This window comes from Sulfolobus islandicus Y.N.15.51 (assembly GCF_000022485.1).
Lineage (GTDB): Archaea > Thermoproteota > Thermoprotei_A > Sulfolobales > Sulfolobaceae > Saccharolobus > Saccharolobus islandicus.
On sequence record NC_012623.1, the window covers coordinates 2,544,537 to 2,560,898 of the forward strand.

General features: G+C 34.9%; 17 protein-coding genes. 10 read left to right on the top strand and 7 right to left on the bottom strand.

All coding sequences use genetic code 11. From position 1 onward, the window contains the following. Window positions 1–203: 203 nt before the first annotated feature. A complete protein-coding gene (locus YN1551_RS13820) occupies window positions 204–1,253 on the top strand; it encodes a hypothetical protein (protein ID WP_012718141.1) in 1,050 nt (349 codons plus the stop codon). Here the strand turns inward: YN1551_RS13820 and sucD are convergent. The 4 genes from sucD to YN1551_RS13840 all read right to left on the bottom strand — a co-directional run bounded on the left by sucD (window position 1,239) and on the right by YN1551_RS13840 (window position 4,824). Further along, window positions 1,239–2,090 carry a succinate--CoA ligase subunit alpha gene (gene sucD / locus YN1551_RS13825; RefSeq protein ID WP_080513463.1) on the bottom strand — a complete coding sequence of 284 codons (852 nt, stop codon included), beginning with the start codon at window positions 2,088–2,090 and terminating at the stop codon, window positions 1,239–1,241. The genes YN1551_RS13820 and sucD overlap by 15 nt on opposite strands. After that, a complete protein-coding gene (locus YN1551_RS13830; protein ID WP_010923887.1) occupies window positions 2,087–3,100 on the bottom strand; it encodes a succinate--CoA ligase subunit beta in 1,014 nt (337 codons plus the stop codon). Before YN1551_RS13830 ends, sucD begins: the two co-directional genes overlap by 4 nt. An 84-nt stretch (window positions 3,101–3,184) precedes the next feature. Further along, window positions 3,185–3,868, bottom strand: a complete 684-nt coding sequence (locus tag YN1551_RS13835) for an endonuclease III domain-containing protein (protein ID WP_012718142.1) — start codon at window positions 3,866–3,868, stop codon at window positions 3,185–3,187. Next, window positions 3,868–4,824, bottom strand: a complete 957-nt coding sequence (locus tag YN1551_RS13840; RefSeq protein WP_010923889.1) for a UDP-N-acetylglucosamine--N-acetylmuramyl-(pentapeptide) pyrophosphoryl-undecaprenol N-acetylglucosamine transferase — start codon at window positions 4,822–4,824, stop codon at window positions 3,868–3,870. Before YN1551_RS13840 ends, YN1551_RS13835 begins: the two co-directional genes overlap by 1 nt. A gap of 51 nt (window positions 4,825–4,875) precedes the next feature. Here YN1551_RS13840 and thrS point away from each other — a divergent pair, with 51 nt between their 5' ends. The 9 genes from thrS (at window position 4,876) to YN1551_RS13885 (ending at window position 13,270) form a co-directional block, all read left to right on the top strand. After that, window positions 4,876–6,513: a threonine--tRNA ligase gene (gene thrS, locus YN1551_RS13845; RefSeq protein ID WP_010923890.1), complete on the top strand. Its 1,638-nt coding sequence runs from the start codon at window positions 4,876–4,878 to the stop codon at window positions 6,511–6,513. 37 nt (window positions 6,514–6,550) lie between these two features. Then, complete coding sequence (locus YN1551_RS13850; protein ID WP_012718143.1) at window positions 6,551–7,006, top strand: methylated-DNA--[protein]-cysteine S-methyltransferase; 456 nt, start codon at window positions 6,551–6,553, stop codon at window positions 7,004–7,006. 318 nt (window positions 7,007–7,324) lie between these two features. Then, the gene (locus YN1551_RS13855) at window positions 7,325–8,116 is read left to right on the top strand and encodes a sulfocyanin (protein ID WP_012718144.1); all 792 of its coding nucleotides are present in this window, start codon (window positions 7,325–7,327) and stop codon (window positions 8,114–8,116) included. 39 nt (window positions 8,117–8,155) lie between these two features. Further along, on the top strand, window positions 8,156–8,920 hold the full coding sequence (locus tag YN1551_RS13860) for a hypothetical protein (protein WP_012715500.1): 765 nt from the start codon (window positions 8,156–8,158) through the stop codon (window positions 8,918–8,920). A 43-nt stretch (window positions 8,921–8,963) separates the two neighbouring features. Beyond that, window positions 8,964–9,947, top strand: a complete 984-nt coding sequence (locus YN1551_RS13865) for an iron-containing alcohol dehydrogenase (protein WP_012712909.1) — start codon at window positions 8,964–8,966, stop codon at window positions 9,945–9,947. Between the two features lies 1 nt (window position 9,948). After that, window positions 9,949–10,395, top strand: coding sequence for a hypothetical protein (locus tag YN1551_RS13870; protein ID WP_012718145.1), 447 nt, complete (start codon window positions 9,949–9,951; stop codon window positions 10,393–10,395). 133 nt (window positions 10,396–10,528) lie between these two features. After that, complete coding sequence (locus YN1551_RS13875; RefSeq protein ID WP_010923896.1) at window positions 10,529–11,134, top strand: ParA family protein; 606 nt, start codon at window positions 10,529–10,531, stop codon at window positions 11,132–11,134. Between the two features lie 130 nt (window positions 11,135–11,264). After that, window positions 11,265–12,182, top strand: a complete 918-nt coding sequence (locus YN1551_RS13880) for an alpha/beta hydrolase (RefSeq protein WP_010923897.1) — start codon at window positions 11,265–11,267, stop codon at window positions 12,180–12,182. A gap of 77 nt (window positions 12,183–12,259) precedes the next feature. Further along, entirely contained in the window at window positions 12,260–13,270 is a 1,011-nt protein-coding gene (locus YN1551_RS13885; RefSeq protein ID WP_010923898.1) for an acryloyl-coenzyme A reductase, read from the top strand. Here YN1551_RS13885 and YN1551_RS13890 read toward each other — a convergent pair. Genes YN1551_RS13890 through YN1551_RS13900 form a run of 3 tightly spaced genes read right to left on the bottom strand, consistent with a single transcriptional unit; the run spans window position 13,256 to window position 16,312 of the window. Further along, window positions 13,256–14,443 (bottom strand): acetyl-CoA C-acetyltransferase, encoded by a 1,188-nt coding sequence (locus YN1551_RS13890; RefSeq protein ID WP_010923899.1) that lies wholly within the window; start codon window positions 14,441–14,443, stop codon window positions 13,256–13,258. The two genes, YN1551_RS13885 and YN1551_RS13890, sit on opposite strands and share 15 nt — an antisense overlap. Before the next feature lie 38 nt (window positions 14,444–14,481). Next, window positions 14,482–15,381 carry an acyl-CoA dehydrogenase family protein gene (locus tag YN1551_RS13895; RefSeq protein WP_012712911.1) on the bottom strand — a complete coding sequence of 300 codons (900 nt, stop codon included), beginning with the start codon at window positions 15,379–15,381 and terminating at the stop codon, window positions 14,482–14,484. A 4-nt stretch (window positions 15,382–15,385) separates the two neighbouring features. Further along, the gene (locus YN1551_RS13900; RefSeq protein WP_010923901.1) at window positions 15,386–16,312 is read right to left on the bottom strand and encodes a R2-like ligand-binding oxidase; all 927 of its coding nucleotides are present in this window, start codon (window positions 16,310–16,312) and stop codon (window positions 15,386–15,388) included. Window positions 16,313–16,362: the final 50 nt, after the last annotated feature.

Sequence of the window (16,362 nt, forward strand, 5' to 3'; positions counted from 1 at the left end):
ATCAATAGTCGTTTAAGGATACGGTACTTTGTGGATGACTTCAATTTTTATCAAAGCTAACGTCAAGCTTACTTTTAAATCAACGCTTGATTTTGAATTTAAGAAAGATTGATGAGCTTAACATCTTAGAAAATTGAATTAGTCCATAAAGCAAGGATGCGGATAAATAATAAATATTAATAAAAAATACAGTACTACTCGAGATGAAAAGATACCTCATATTATTTTTAGTTTTAACAAGTATAATATTTATACCAATAACTTACTCTTCTAACCAATTTAGTTTTCTAAATATTGGAAATACAATTAGCTATAACATTTATGAAACATCATCTAGACTTGGAACTTACTTAACCTTTAATATAAGTATGAACCTAGTTTGGAATGGAACTGTCTTTGTGATAAATGGTAAATCAGTAAATAAAGTGTTTCCCGCAATAAATACAAACAATTTAACAATAGAGAACATAAGTGGTTCGTATCCATATCCTCTGAGTGTATGGATTAACACTGCAGCTGCTGGCACTCCTAGCGGATTTCTAGAAACCGGCAAAGAATTCACTACTTATAATGGCATTCCTGCTGTGGAATTCCTAGACTATAATAACTATACCTACATTTCCCTACAATATATGATACCTCTAAAGTCATACTACAGTATAAATATAGACCCTGCTTCAAATTTAACATATAGCGCTACCGCCACGTTGACAAAAGGTGACTTAAACTTCTACACTGGACCGTATAACTTGTATAACGTTTCATTCAATTATTTATACCAAAACTACACCGTAAATCTGTTCTTACTGGTAGCGTCATCAAATGCAGAGATTAATCTCTTGAATTACTCTAATCATGTAGCGTTGAATATAACTGGTTTAAAGTTTATAAGTCTGTTAGTACCCATAACTACATTCCATGACTTACTTGGAGTATCTAAGTTTATCTATAATGGAAGCCCTTACATCATTATATTAACATCAACGGGATCAACGGGAAGTGCGTATTATTACAATACATCTGTGCCAATAATCGGAAGCTATATACCTGGAACAAATTACTACATGATATCTATACCGTATTCTGGAAATATAGTAATTATATTTGGTAATTACTACTCAAATTATGTTAATGGAAGTATTAACATAAAAAATAATGATGTTGGTCATGGGTTCTCCCTACTCTACGCATTATCTGCAGTTATAGTAGTTGCAGTTGTAATTACAGCTACTTATATGTTAAGAAAGAAGTAACTTGGGGATATCGTAGGGGGTATTAGCTATTGGAATTCCAGCTTCTTTAAATGCCCTTATTTTACTCTCGAATGTACCCATACCCATATAAACTACTGCTCCTGCATGTCCCATCCTTTTCTCCCTAGGTGCAGTCATTCCTGCTATGTAAGCTATAATTGGTTTCTTAATTTCTCCCCTCTTATACGCCTCTGCTAATCTCTCCTCCATGGTACCACCTATTTCTCCTATTACAACAATTTTTTCCGTCTCTGGATCTTGATCAAACATCTTTGCAACTTCTAAAGTACTCGTACCTATTATTGGATCCCCTCCTATACCTATAACAGTAGATTGGCCCATACCAGAGTTCTTAAGTAATTCTGAAACCTCATATGTTAGTGTACCAGATCTAGACACTATTCCTATTTTACCCTTCTTAAATGCTCTGGCTGGAAGTATTCCAACTAGACTTTCCTCTGGAGCTATTATTCCGGGACAATTGGGTCCTATTATTCTAGCTCCCCTAGCTCTGGCATACTTTATAGCTCTAGCCATGTCCAAAACCGGTATGTGCTCGGTTATAGTTACAATTAATTTTATTCCTGCATCAACTGCCTCATATATGGCATCCACTGCGTATCTGGCTGGAACGAAAATTATTGAAGCATCTGCCTCATGTTCTTTCATTGCATCCTTTACCGTGTCGTAAACTGGAACACTGTTAACTTGAGTTCCTCCCTTACCCGGAGTAACACCAGCAACTATTTTTGTACCGTATTTTAGCATTTGCTGTGTATGGAAGCTCCCTTCTCTTCCGGTTATTCCTTGGACAATTACCCTAGTATTCTTATTTATGAGCGTACTGCATCACCTATCATTTTTAATACATCATCATATACGTTTACACCGTTCTCTCTTAATATTTTCTTCCCTAATTCCTCGTTAGTTCCTAATAATCTAACAAATATTGGCTTCTTCACCTCCTTTAGCGCATCAATTATACCTAACGCTACCTCATCACATCTAGTAATTCCACCGTAAATATTTATAACAATCTTTTTGACTCTAGGATTGCTACCCACTTTGAGAACACTTTCTTTAACATGTTCCCTATTAGCTCCTCCACCAACATCCAAGAAATTTGCTGGATTTCCGCCATTTAATTTAACTAGATCCATTGAAGCCATGGTTAATCCTGCACCATTGCCTATTATTCCTATATCTCCCTCTAGTTCCACATAACTATCACGAACTTCTTGCCTCCCTAACTCCTTTAACAAATCCTCATGTCTATATAACGCGTTATCCTCTAAAATCACTTTAGAGTCTAAAGCTAATATTCTACCATCATTAGTCAATGCTAATGGGTTTATCTCAACTAGTTCAGCGTCGTAATCTACAAATAATTTATATAAACCTTGTATTATTTGTCCTAATCCCTTAACTCCTAGATACTTCTCAGCCTCAACAATATCATAACTCCTAACTCCCCTCTCTAGTGGTATTATCATCTTCTTAACGTCCTTAGCTTGTTCAACATCAATGCCTCCTTCTCTTGATAAAACTAACATTGGTTCCGCAGTTTCCCTATCTAACAATACTGAAGCGTAAATCTCCTTCTCGTGAGGAACAAATTCCTCTACTAAGAATTTCTCGACTCCTAGTTTTTTCAGTTCTAAAATAGTATTATAAATGTCTTCAGTTACTCTTACTAATCCTCTTTTACCTCTAGCGCCTTCCAATAGTTGAGATTTCACTACAGCTTTTCCTTGCCATCTTATTGGTTCAGAAGTTACAACACCATTAGGCACTGGTATCCCTACACGCTTAAAAAGACTCTTTCCCTCATATTCATATAATTTCATACCACATACTTATCACATAAAAATTTAAACATTACTATGCATTACTTAAATTTAGTAAAAGTATTTAAAGAGGCCTATTTTGTATCACGAGGAATTTTCTCTATAATATTTACATACTTTCTTCAAAATACAGTCTTTACATTTGGGATTTTCAATGAAACAAAATGCTCTACCTACAGTGACTATTCCAGCGTGTAGTAATTTGTATTCGTAGACGTTTCGCTCTAAATTCTCCTCTACTAGTCTTTTAACCTCATTCTTTTTCTTTATACTAATTCCTAATACTCTAGATAATACTCTCTTACCGTACTCTGATGGTGGAAAGTTTGGTTTGTGACCTGCGAAAAGCAAGATTGAGTCAGCTGTTTCTTCGCCTATACCATCAATGCTTAAAAGTAAATTTCTATTATAAAATTTCTCAACACTACCTAGATTTATTATGATTTTAGATAAATTAATTAACCTCTTAACCTTAGTCTTATAGAAGTTAATTCCTTTCAATACATCATATAATTCTTGTTCAGTAGTATTGCATAATTTATAAAAATCAGTCAAACCTTTACTCCTCATCTCCTCTACTTTGCTCTTTACAATTTCCCATCTTGACATTTGAACCAATATTGCTGAAATAATTATTTCTTCTGCACTTTTTAGTCCGTCCCACCATTCATAAGAAGTTTCGGACGAAACTATCCAACCTTTTTCCTTCAATATGCTTTTATTATTTTCAAATATTTTCAGCAATGTGTCAAGTATTTTACGAACCATTATAGTTCACTTAATACATGTTTAACCAGATTTGGAGTACCTGTATCAAAAACGTTAGGCTCATTAGCGTTTTCTATAGCTTCTAATAAAACGTTATAATCGCTCCACGTTATTGGATCACTTAAAAACGTAGCTCCCAATATCTCAGCATACTTCTTGGCATCACTTAACGTAGTTGCACTCTTCCAATCGTTGTTGTAAACCATTATTACCGGCTTCCTATACATTACTACTGCCTCCATGGCAGTTTTACCTTGATGCGTTATTACCAAAGATGCATTAGCAATCCACTTTTCTAAATCTGGATCAAAACTAAACGTAGTAACATTTTGATTACGATAAATTGTGGGATCTATTTTCCCCGTCTGTATGACAATCCTCTTCCCTATAACGGATTTCACTATTGCGTCAAATAACCTCTTAAAACCCATGCTACCAGTTGTAACTAATATGTAGCCTTCATCCTTACTCTCATACTTAGGCTTTTCAACAATGGGTCCCACGACAATACCCTTCTTTTCATAAAGTTTCCTTTGCTCTTGCCAATGAAGAAATACACCCTTTGCGTAATTTGATATTATGCCTATCGCCTTTCCCTTGGTGATAAGTCTATCTTGACTTTCGATACCGTAAACCTTCCCACCTTTTAAGAATTGAAAAAAGGAAGGAAATATGGAGTGATTGCTCCCGGTGGCTATGATTAAATCGTATTTCTTAATACTGGCGCTCTTTACTATTATAGAGAATAATCTCTTAAATAATACTAGACTACTTTCGTCTGGTTCTCTTCCTTTAGGTATCTCGTAGATTTTATTTGCATATTGCGATATCATTTGTCTACTATAAGGGTCATTTGTTGGTATCACGAAATCTACTTTTTCGGGTAAATATTGGGCAATAGCCCTGGCGAAGCCTGTATGACCACCACCACTGGCTATTATTAAGATTCTTGTCACAATACTCTTTGTAACAGCTAAAGATTTAAGTTAAATGACATAGCGATATTTATGGAAAGTTATAAGCCAGTGTGGCTAAAGGGTGCGGTAATTTTAGCCATAAACCTAATAGATAAGGGATATAAGCCAGTTGCTGTTGGCCTAGGTGAAAGGGATTTCTACATTGATGTGAAATCAGACACTAGCATTACCTTAGATGAGGTAAAGAAGGCAATCAATGAGAACGTTCTAGCTAATGTATCCATTGAGAATAATCAGATAGTGTATAAAGGAAACAAGGTTTCAATAATAGAGGATAAGGTTTCAATTTCGACCAATTTAAATCCTAAGTATTTTGAAATTTTAAATATCTCAACTCATCATCCAAATCCCAATGAACAATACGTCAGAATTAGGGGTGTGGCTTTCGAGACTGAAGAACAGTTAAAGGATTACCTTTCTTGGCTAGAAAAGGCTGAAGAGACTGACCATAGGCTGATTGGAGAAAAGTTAGACTTATTTAGCTTTCATGAGGAAGCTGGATCAGGATTAGTACTATTTCATCCTAAGGGACAAACGATAAGAAATGAACTCATTGCGTTTATGAGAGAGATAAATGATAGCATGGGGTATCAAGAAGTTTATACTAGCCACGTTTTCAAGACTGATATATGGAAAATATCCGGTCATTATACCTTGTATAGGGATAAACTAATTGTCTTTAACATGGAAGGTGATGAATATGGAGTAAAACCTATGAATTGTCCTGCTCACATTCTAATTTACAAATCTAAACCTAGAACCTATCGTGATCTTCCAATCAGATTTTCAGAGTTTGGCCATGTATATAGGTGGGAAAAGAAAGGAGAATTATATGGGTTACTGAGAGTTAGAGGTTTCGTCCAAGACGATGGTCACATTTTCCTTAGGGAAGATCAACTAAGGGAAGAAATTAAGATGCTTATTTCTAAGACAGTGGAAGTTTGGCACAAGTTCGGCTTCAAAGATGACGATATTAAGCCTTATTTGAGTACAAGGCCGGATGAGAGTATAGGTTCTGATGAACTGTGGGAAAAAGCTACTAACGCGCTGATTTCCGCGTTGCAAGAATCGGGCTTAAAATTCGGTATTAAGGAAAAAGAAGGTGCGTTTTATGGGCCTAAAATCGACTTCGAGATAAGGGATAGTCTAGGTAGATGGTGGCAATTATCCACAATACAAGTTGACTTCAACTTACCTGAGAGGTTTAAGTTGGAGTACATTGATAAGGATGGGATAAAGAAGAGGCCAGTAATGGTACATAGAGCAATATATGGATCAATAGATAGATTTGTTGCAATACTACTTGAGCACTTTAAGGGTAAGCTACCAACGTGGTTAAGTTCAGTCCAGGTTAGGGTTTTACCGATAACTGATGAAGTAAATGAATACGCTGAAAAAGTGCTAAACGATATGAGAAAGAGGAGAATAAGAGCAGAGATTGATTATGCAGGTGAGACCTTAAGTAAGAGGATTAAGAACGCATACGATCAAGGAGTTCCATACATATTGATAGTAGGTAAGAAAGAAGCTAGTGAGGGTACAGTAACTGTTAGAGCTAGGGGTAACATTGAAGTGAGGAACGTTAAGTTTGAAAAGTTCCTAGAGTTATTGATTACCGAGATTGCGCAAAGGGATGTAGAACAAACTACAGTAAAAGCGTTAAAATAGTGAATTTTTTATAACAATATATACTATATTAATACTTGTGCTAGTGTATGGGTTGTATAAAAGTCCTCTTGGCTATATAACTGTTGCTAAGGACGATAAGGGATTTATTATGTTGGATTTCTGTGACTGTGTGGAAGGAAATTCAAGAGACGATAGTAGTTTTACTGAATTCTTCCATAAGCTAGATCTCTACTTTGAGGGTAAGCCAATAAACTTAAGGGAGCCTATTAACCTAAAGACCTATCCTTTTAGATTATCAGTATTTAAGGAAGTAATGAAGATCCCCTGGGGAAAAGTTATGCCGTATAAACAGATAGCAGATTCACTGGGAACTTCTCCAAGAGCTGTTGGTATGGCTTTATCTAAAAATCCCATTCTTTTAATCATACCATGCCACCGAGTAATAGCTGAAAATGGTATTGGAGGATACTCCAGAGGAGTAAAGTTGAAGAGAGCCTTATTGGAACTAGAGGGAGTCAAAATACCAGAATGATGTGGAAAAATTTAACAATATTAACCAATTAATTTTTAACAAAAAGAGCTTTTATATCGTATTCGAGTTACTTGAGCATTCTCCAAAGTCCGAATAGATAAATCTCTCGTTATCTAAATTATTATATTTTTAGGCTACTTCAATTGTAGATTACATGCATAAAAGTTAACTATCGGCGTTTGATAATATTATTTCGTCAAATGAATATATAAAATCTAATAAAAAGTAATTATTAAATTTAGTCAAAGCTATTAGTCACCTAAACTTAAATAGATTTGCTATTCCATATTATTTTGATAATAGAGTTAATTACTATATTTGGGAAAACATTTAAATACGGTCCCATGGGACTTGGTAGTCGTGAATACATCAATAATTATAGCTGTTATAGTTATATTAATAATAGTAGTAGGAATAGTTGCTTATCTAACGCTAGTACATCATCCTGCCACGATATCTTCTACAACAAGTTCAGTTGAGACAACCTCAACAAGCTTCACTTTAACCTCAACATCTACCACAATCTCAACAAGTTCGACTTCAACATCTTCCACAACTACAACAAGTTCATCTACCACATCTTCCACTACCATTACCACGACACAGTCGGTAACTTTACCTCCTGGGGCTAATATGTTGCCTTATAACCCTAACAATAAGACTGTATTTATCTATCTAGCTGTTACAGCTACTGGTCCAGCATTTAATTATAATGGTACTTCAAATGGGCAGATGAAAATTTACGTTCCTGCAGGATGGAATGTGATGATAATTTTAACGAATGAACAATCCATTCCCCATAATGCGAATATAGTATTAAATGATACTCAAATCCCTAACAATCCCAATATCTCCGCAGATGGTAAAATCTTACTATATGTAGGTGACTCACCATCAAATTTTGCAAATAATGGAATTCTATCTGGTCAGACTGCAGTTGGAATATTAGATAACATTTCAGCTGGTTACTATTGGATTGCGTGTGGAATAACTGGCCACGCTGAAAATGGAATGTGGGCTGATTTAATAGTATCAAACTCTGTCTCAGTCCCATACTTCATAATTTCTTCCTCATCCTCTTCAACCTCAACAACTCATAGCTGGGGCTAAGGGAAAATTTTTTATTTAATATTTTTCTTAAATATCAATATGATTAAAAGGCTAACAATATCCCCTTTATTTTTGATACTCTCCTTGATAGCTTATTATCTCAGTAGAAATGACATACTTCTCTACTCAACATTATCCACAATATTGTTTTGGACATTCATAATTTTAATCTTACCGACTTCTTTCTATAATTACATCAAAGATGGTATTGTAAAATATTGCAAAAAGAAAATATTTTGGTTCACAATAGGATTATATATATCATATCACGTGATTCTCTATTCGTTCTTCTTCTATTTATTGCTTCCTGGCTCTATAAAGAACATAAGTTTTTGGTTCTCGTTTAATGCGGGAATAGGATATTCCATACCGCCCCCAATCACTTACTTTCTTGAATGGGTATCAAATAGTCCTGCAATATGGTTTTTCATAGGTCCTTATGAGGGGGATGTTATACCTTTCTCAACTTTCTTAGGAGTAGTTCTAGCATTATTAATAGGCTTAAATGTTATGAAAATATTGGAATTATGGGGAATTTCAAATAAACTTAGCAAATCAATAGTTTTGATCCCCTCTTTGGGAGTCGTATCTGGCTCATCTTGTTGTGTATTCCTACCAAGTATAGTAATGTACTCTATTGCTCTCTCAATAAGCTCAATTACTGCGACAATACTTTCCATTTTGTCCTCATTCGCGTATTTCATATTAGCCTATTACGCCCTACCAATAGTTTCAGCTATTGTTCTATTTCACAATCTTACCATGCTTAATAGACTAATCAAGAAACTATCATTTACCATGTAGAGTTTTGTAAGTTTATTAATTTATTTGTCATACATTAATACATATGTTCAAAGTAGAGTACCCTATTACACAAGTAATTTATGGACTTAACGCACTAGATTGGTTAGCAAGTGTGAAGGGGAAAAGGATAGCTTTAGTCACTACTAGGAGCTTGCTTAAAAGTAAAATTCTTGAACAAATATTAAGTCTTATAAACGCTGAGGTAATTGAGGGACCAAGACAACACACTCCAGTAGGTGATGTAAATAATTTAACGGAGAGACTTAAGGGATATGATGTTGTAATAGGCTTAGGCGGAGGAAGTGTAATAGATGGTATTAAGCTTTCATTTAATGGTTACTATATAGCAATACCTACTACTTTTTCTGGAGCGGAGCATACTAGATCTGGAGGAGCAACAATTGATGGAATAAAGAAAAGTAGAATAGGAAAAGAGGCAGATGCAATAATCTTAGATCCTAGAGCCACACTTGAAACACCAAAATGGTTGCTTATAGCGAGTGGAGTAAGGGCAATAGACCACGCGGTCGAGGCATTATACTCTAAAGACTCTACACCCTTTACTGATTCCTTAGCTATAGAGGGTTATAAAAAGCTAGTTAAATGCATAAGAGATCTAGATTCAATTGAAAATAGGGCATTATGCCAAATAGGCACGTGGTTATCGTCATTAACGATGAGATATGCTAAAATGGGGATAAGTCATAATTTCGGTTACGTTTATGGTCCTAGATTTAATATACCTCACGGAGTAACCTCTTGTATCTCATTGCCATCAGCAATTAAGTTAAACTATAGTGTTGCCAGAAATAAATTGAGGGAGATAGAGAATGAAGGTGAGCCATTATACGAGTTCATGGATAAATTCCTAAAGGATATCGGAGCTAAGCGGAGACTATCTGAATTTACTACCTTGGATGAGGCATTAAAATATGTGCAAACTTTCATTCAAATTGTGAACAATAGTGGAAATCCGGTTAAAATTGACATAGAAACAGCTAAGAGGTTTATAGAAGAGGTCTTTTAAAATGATAGAGTGGAAGGGCTTTGGAAAAAGATGGGGTAAGTGTGAAGAGTGTTGGTTAGCTTATGAAAGGCGAATTCAACATGAAAATTCTTTGAACTGTTATAAACTGGGAATTCCAATAGATGCGCTAAAAATTCCCCTGGATCAATTTTTAAATATAGTTAAGGATGTCCCTGGAAAATATGCGATTTTTGGATTTCCCCTAAACCTATTAAGTAAGGGAGTCATAATTTTTTATTTTGATACTAAAGAAGAGATGGAAAACTTTATAGAAAATATAATGAATTATATTAAGAGTGAAATATCCTTTAGAGAAAAGAAGTTTTATGATATTTTTGTTAATACAGAGTGGATTGGAAGTATAAATTGGAGAAGAGGGTGTCCAGAATACGATAAGAAGTTTGGCGATTGGAGAGGATGGAGGAATCACAGTAATGAAGATTACTAATGTTTAAACGAGAAATAATGTCGTGAATACTTCTATAGATATTCTTCTTTATTATATATTTTATATTAGGATGAAAGTAGTTAGAATCTTCCTAACTAATCTTTATTAAGGGAAATGCTTACCTAAAATAGATATGTCTATTTCAATTTTTGTCCTAAGCCTAAAAGGTGGAATAGGGAAGAGTAGGCTATCTTATGAGTTATCCAGATATATCTCTAAAAGGAAATTTAAGAAGGTACTGCTTATCGATAATGATTCTCTATCTACTTTATCGAATTTACTAGGTCATTATGGTGATGGATTACTAGATGGTTTCGATTTAAGGTCTTCATTAAAAGAAATAGACGATATTTTCATACTTAAATTACGTAATAAAGTATATTTTTTAGATAATTTTTATGACAATGAAAGATTGAGGCAACTTAAATTCGTTTTATCCAGAAATTGGGATTATATTATAATAGATAATTATGTTGGAATATCAGAGACAAATCCAATAATTAAAATCATCTATGAGTTTTCTCAGCTCAAAATAGGTATTTTTCTTAGTGATGACTTCTCGCTAAATTCTACAACCGAATATTCCAATAGTTGGAACTATCTAGATTCTAAGTATGTATTATTAACAAATAAGCCTTTTGATGTTCATTATATTATAAACAGAACTATTATTGACGCTATATTAAACCAGTGCGAAGAGAACTATGATGAAAAATTTAACATAGAGAAAACTAATTAGGATAAATACATCTTAGAATTCATGACAAAATTCTAACATGAGGTACTAAAATCAAACTATATAATACTAGTTTAGAAATCATAAATGTGATATGTAAAAAGATTTTATATTTCCAATTTCAATATAACATATGCCCCTAGACCCTCGAATCAAAGAGCTCCTAGAATCAGGTTTTATCGTACCAATTGGTAAAGCCTCGGTAGATGAGGTAAGAAAAATATTTAGGCAATTAGCATCAGCCGCGCCTAAAGTTGAAGTTGGAAAAGTAGAAGATATAAAAATACCAGGTAGTGAAGCCAATATAAACGCTCGAGTATATTTGCCAAAGGCTAACGGTCCATATGGAGTTTTAATATATCTTCATGGAGGAGGCTTTGTTATAGGAGATGTGGAATCTTATGACCCATTGTGTAGAGCTATCACCAATGCATGCAACTGTGTCGTAGTATCAGTTGATTATAGGTTAGCTCCAGAATATAAGTTTCCTTCTGCTGTCATCGATTCATTTGATGCTACTAATTGGGTTTATAATAATTTGGACAAGTTTGATGGAAAAATGGGCGTCGCTATTGCAGGGGATAGCGCTGGGGGAAATTTGGCAGCAGTTGTAGCTCTTCTTTCAAAGGGTAAACTTAATTTAAAGTATCAAATTCTAATTTACCCTGCTGTAGGTTTCGATAGCGTTTCAAGATCCATGATAGAATACTCTGATGGTTTCTTCCTAACTAGAGAACATATAGAGTGGTTCGGTTCTCAATACTTACGAAGTCCTGCAGACTTACTAGACTTTAGGTTTTCTCCAATTCTAGTACAAGATTTAAGCGGATTACCTCCAGCCTTAATAATAACAGCAGAATATGACCCATTAAGGGATCAAGGAGAAGCTTATGCGAATAGATTACTACAAGCTGGAGTACCGGTTACCAGTGTTAGGTTCAATAACGTTATACATGGATTCCTTTCATTTTTCCCGTTAATAGAGCAAGGAAGAGATGCTATAGGTTTAATAGGCTCTGTTTTAAGGCGCGCATTTTATGATAAAAGTTAATAATCTTTTTTATTTTAATTTTTGTTTTAAGGCATTTATTAAAAACATTTAAAAAGAGTCAATAACAAATTAAGACTATGAAAGCTGTTATTCTTCCAGCTCATAAACAAGGTTATAGAATTGAGGAAGTACCAGATCCTAAACCGGGTAAGGATGAAGCCATTATTAAGGTTAACAAGGCTGCACTGTGTTATAGGGACTTATTGCAAATAAAAGGATTCTACCCCAGATCTAAATACCCGTTAATTTTAGGTCATGAAGTTGTGGGAACTGTAGAGGAAGTTGGAGAAGACGTTAAGGATTTTAAGAAAGGGGATAGAGTTACGTCAATGCTTTTTGTCCCTGACTGGTCATGTGAATATTGTAAAAGTGGAGAAGAAGTTTACTGTAAGAATAGGGTTGTATACGCTCAAGAATTAGATGGATTTTTCGCAGAAAAAGCTAAAGTTAAGGCAAGCAGTCTAGTTAAAGTACCTGAGAGTGTTTCCGATGAGGGAGCTGTTATAGTACCATGTGTTGCTGCAATGGTTTATAGGGGTTTGAAAAAAGCTGGAATAAAAAAAGGAGAAATTGTATTGGTTACTGGAGCAAGTGGTGGTGTAGGTATTCATGCTATTCAAGTAGCTAAGGCTTTAGGGGCTAAGGTAATAGGAGTTACTAGTGGGGAAAGCAAGGCTAAGATAGTTTCTAAATATGCTGACTACGTAATTGTAGGTGAGAAGTTCTCAGAAGAGGCTAAAAAGATAGGTGACGTTTCCATTGTAATTGAAAATGTGGGTCCCTATACGCTAGAAGAAAGTATGAAGAGTCTGAGGAGTGGCGGTAAGATTATACAGATCGGTAATTTAGATCCTTCTGTAACATTTAATTTAAGGCTGGGCTATATTATTCTTAAAGACATAAGTTTAATGGGGCATATAGGCGCAAATAAAAATGATATAATAAAAACTCTAAACCTTGTTAAGGAGGGTAAAATAAAACCTGTTATTGGAAGTGAGGTTAGCTTAGAGAATTTTGGAAAAGCTCTTGACTTGCTTAATGACAGTAAAAATAGGTACGGAAAAATATTGATCTCAAACTCTTTCTAGAACTATTGCCCCACCTTGACCTCCACCAACACACAGCGTTGCAACACCATAATCCTTTCCTTCTATTATTAATTGCCTAGCCAAGGTACCCACTAGTCTAGCCCCAGTGGCTCCTAGTGGATGCCCTATAGCAATAGCACCTCCCTTCTTATTTACTGTGCTCTCATCCAATTCTAATTGTTTTATAGCATATAATACTACAACTGCAAATGCCTCATTTATTTCCCATAAGTCTATTTTTCTTGTACTTAAATTTGCCTTTTCTAAGGCCTTCTTGGAAGCCGGTACTGGTCCCTTCCCCATTACTGCTGGAGGTACTCCAGCAAACCCAAAACTCCTTATTTTTGCCATTGGAGTTAATCCATATTTCTTCAATGCATTTTTTGACATTAGAAGTACATAAGAAGCTCCAGAATTCAAAGGTGCTGAATTTCCAGCAGTTATTGTACCATTAGGTTTAAAGGCTGGAGGCAATTGGCCTAATTTTTCTATGCTAGTGTCTGGTCTAACCGATTGATCTACATTCACTACAGTTTTCTTCCCTTCAACTTCTACCTCAATAGGTAGGATCTCGTCTTTGAAATACCCCTCTTGTATAGCTTTCCATGCTAATTGATGACTCCTTAAAGACCACCTATCCATTTCCTCCCTTTTTATTCTAGCTTCTTCAGCTAATTTCTCAGCAGTTAATCCCATAACATATCCTGTAGTTAAATCGTATTCAATATATTTACTATCAGTTAGAAACTTAGTGTTAACTTCAATATGTGGATTATCAAACATTGGCGTTCTAGATAATTTTTCAACTCCACCCGCTAATACTATATCAGCCATACCAGTTGATATTTCCATGGCTCCTATAGAAACTGTAGTTAATGATGAAGCGCATTGCCTATCCACAGCCATAGTTGGTATGTTATATGGTAATCTCGCTGCGAAAATTTCATGCCTACCTCCGAAAGCCCATTGTTCGCCTACTTGGAGCGCACATCCAGTGATTATTTCGTCTATTTCTTCTGCCTTAATTCCGTTTTTCTCTATTAACCTATTTATTACCATTCCAGCTAATTCCTCTGGTCTTATATTGTAAAATGGATCTTTTTGATAGTCCTTGCGTGAAAACCTCGTAAATGCCGTTCTCGCATAATCTACCAGATATACATCCTCTAACATCTTATCATCTAACCCACTATATTATTTTATTTGATAGATTATATAGGTTGCAGGAACTCAGAGATATTCACTTTACTATTGTATAACTTACTTAATGTAAGCGCTCTCCTTAAATGGAGGTGAATATCAAGATCATCTGTAAATCCTATCCCGCCATGGACTTGGATACCACTTAATATAGCCTTAGGTATCTTCTTATTAGCTAAATCCTTAGCTATCCATGCGTACTTTATATTTTCTGCTGCTTCCAATATTAAAGATCTAGCTAATTCCACATCAATTGCGTCATTAACCACTCTATGCTTTATTGCCTGATACGAACCTATAGGTTTTCCAAAAGCGACTCTCTCTTTACTATACTTAATTGACATACTAACTACTTCTTCACCACTTCCCACCATCTGAGAGGCTAATGAAAGTGCGATTTCAGCGTTATTAACTTCTATATCTTCATGGTTTCCAATGTTGTCTACTTTACTAATTTTCATGGAGTTATCAAGAGAATTGAAAGTGCGAATTGTACAGTTGCTTCTCTTAATCAGTCTATTTCCTATTATTATATAATCAGCCTCATCAGCCGAGGGCACTAAGTTTGAATCAGATATTGCTATTCTAATTTCACCGGCGTATACTCTATTCAAAATGTCCTTGTTCTTAATACCCCTAGATGCTACTATACTACTTACCACAATTCCAGGCAGTAATTTTCTACCAATAACTTCATTTATTATCACGTTATCTCTTAATGATAGTGTGGAAAGGTAAGGTAAGATATCAAGCTTAATTATTTCCTTCCATATTTCCTCAATATAATCCTTGTTTCCCTCCATTACTGCCCTTAACTTTTTTGTGGACCACCTTGATTCCAGTAATTCATTTAGACTGCTTAAAATCAGTTTAAGATCCTCGCTAATTTCGAAGTTAAGATCTAGGAGCATTTAATCACCATGATTCAATTACATCCAAATCCTTTGGTAATAACATTTCCAATTTCATCCGCCTGGCTCTATTTATTGCATCAATCCTAGTATTCAAGAGCTTTTTAGCGTAGTCTACTAGCTCTATATTAGTTAGATTAAAAGGTAGACTTTCAACTTGGGGCATTGTAGGTTCAGAGAATATTCCTATAGCATAAGGTGCAAGATAATTTATGTGATCCATGGCAGCCTTATATACTCCCTCTCCATATTCCTTTACTAATCTTGTAATTAAATATATTCCAAATGCTATATGTCTAGACTCATCAGTAGCTATGAGGTTTACCATTTTAGCCAAGCCGGGTAGGATCTTTCTTGTATTTGTTATCTGCCTAAAAATATTGTAACCTCCTTCAGCTGCTACTCCTTCAACTATTAAATTGTAAGTTACCACGGCTCTAACTTGATTTTCAGGAGAAGGATCTCTAGATAAATTCCACATAGCCTTTGGTAATTCTTCATAGAATATCTTCTTATAATTAGGCGAAAGATCCTTTGTATATGCGCTCAGATCTTCCATAACATTGACTATATCAAAAAATCTTCTAAATGCCTCAACGTGTTTAGATTCCTCATAAACGAATTGTTCTAAATACATTACCTCTTCTACCCTTCCCTCCTTAACTAGTGTCACGATTAATGGATGGAGGTCTAATGCTACGGCTTCTTCTCCCGCAGCGAACTTTGAACCAACATTTATTATAAACATTTTCTCTAAATCATTTAATTTTTTCCAGTCTTCTGCATCTTTACTTAGATCTATATTGGCTGGATCCCAGAAAAGCTTCTTTCCAAGCTGATATAATTTCATTGGGAAAAGTGACCAATTTAAGCCTCCAGATCTTATAGACTTAAAGTATTCATGCTTATATTCTTCAAAACTCATACCCATAATTAACTATAAATGATTTGTTTATATTTAAATTTTGCCTTAGATACGAT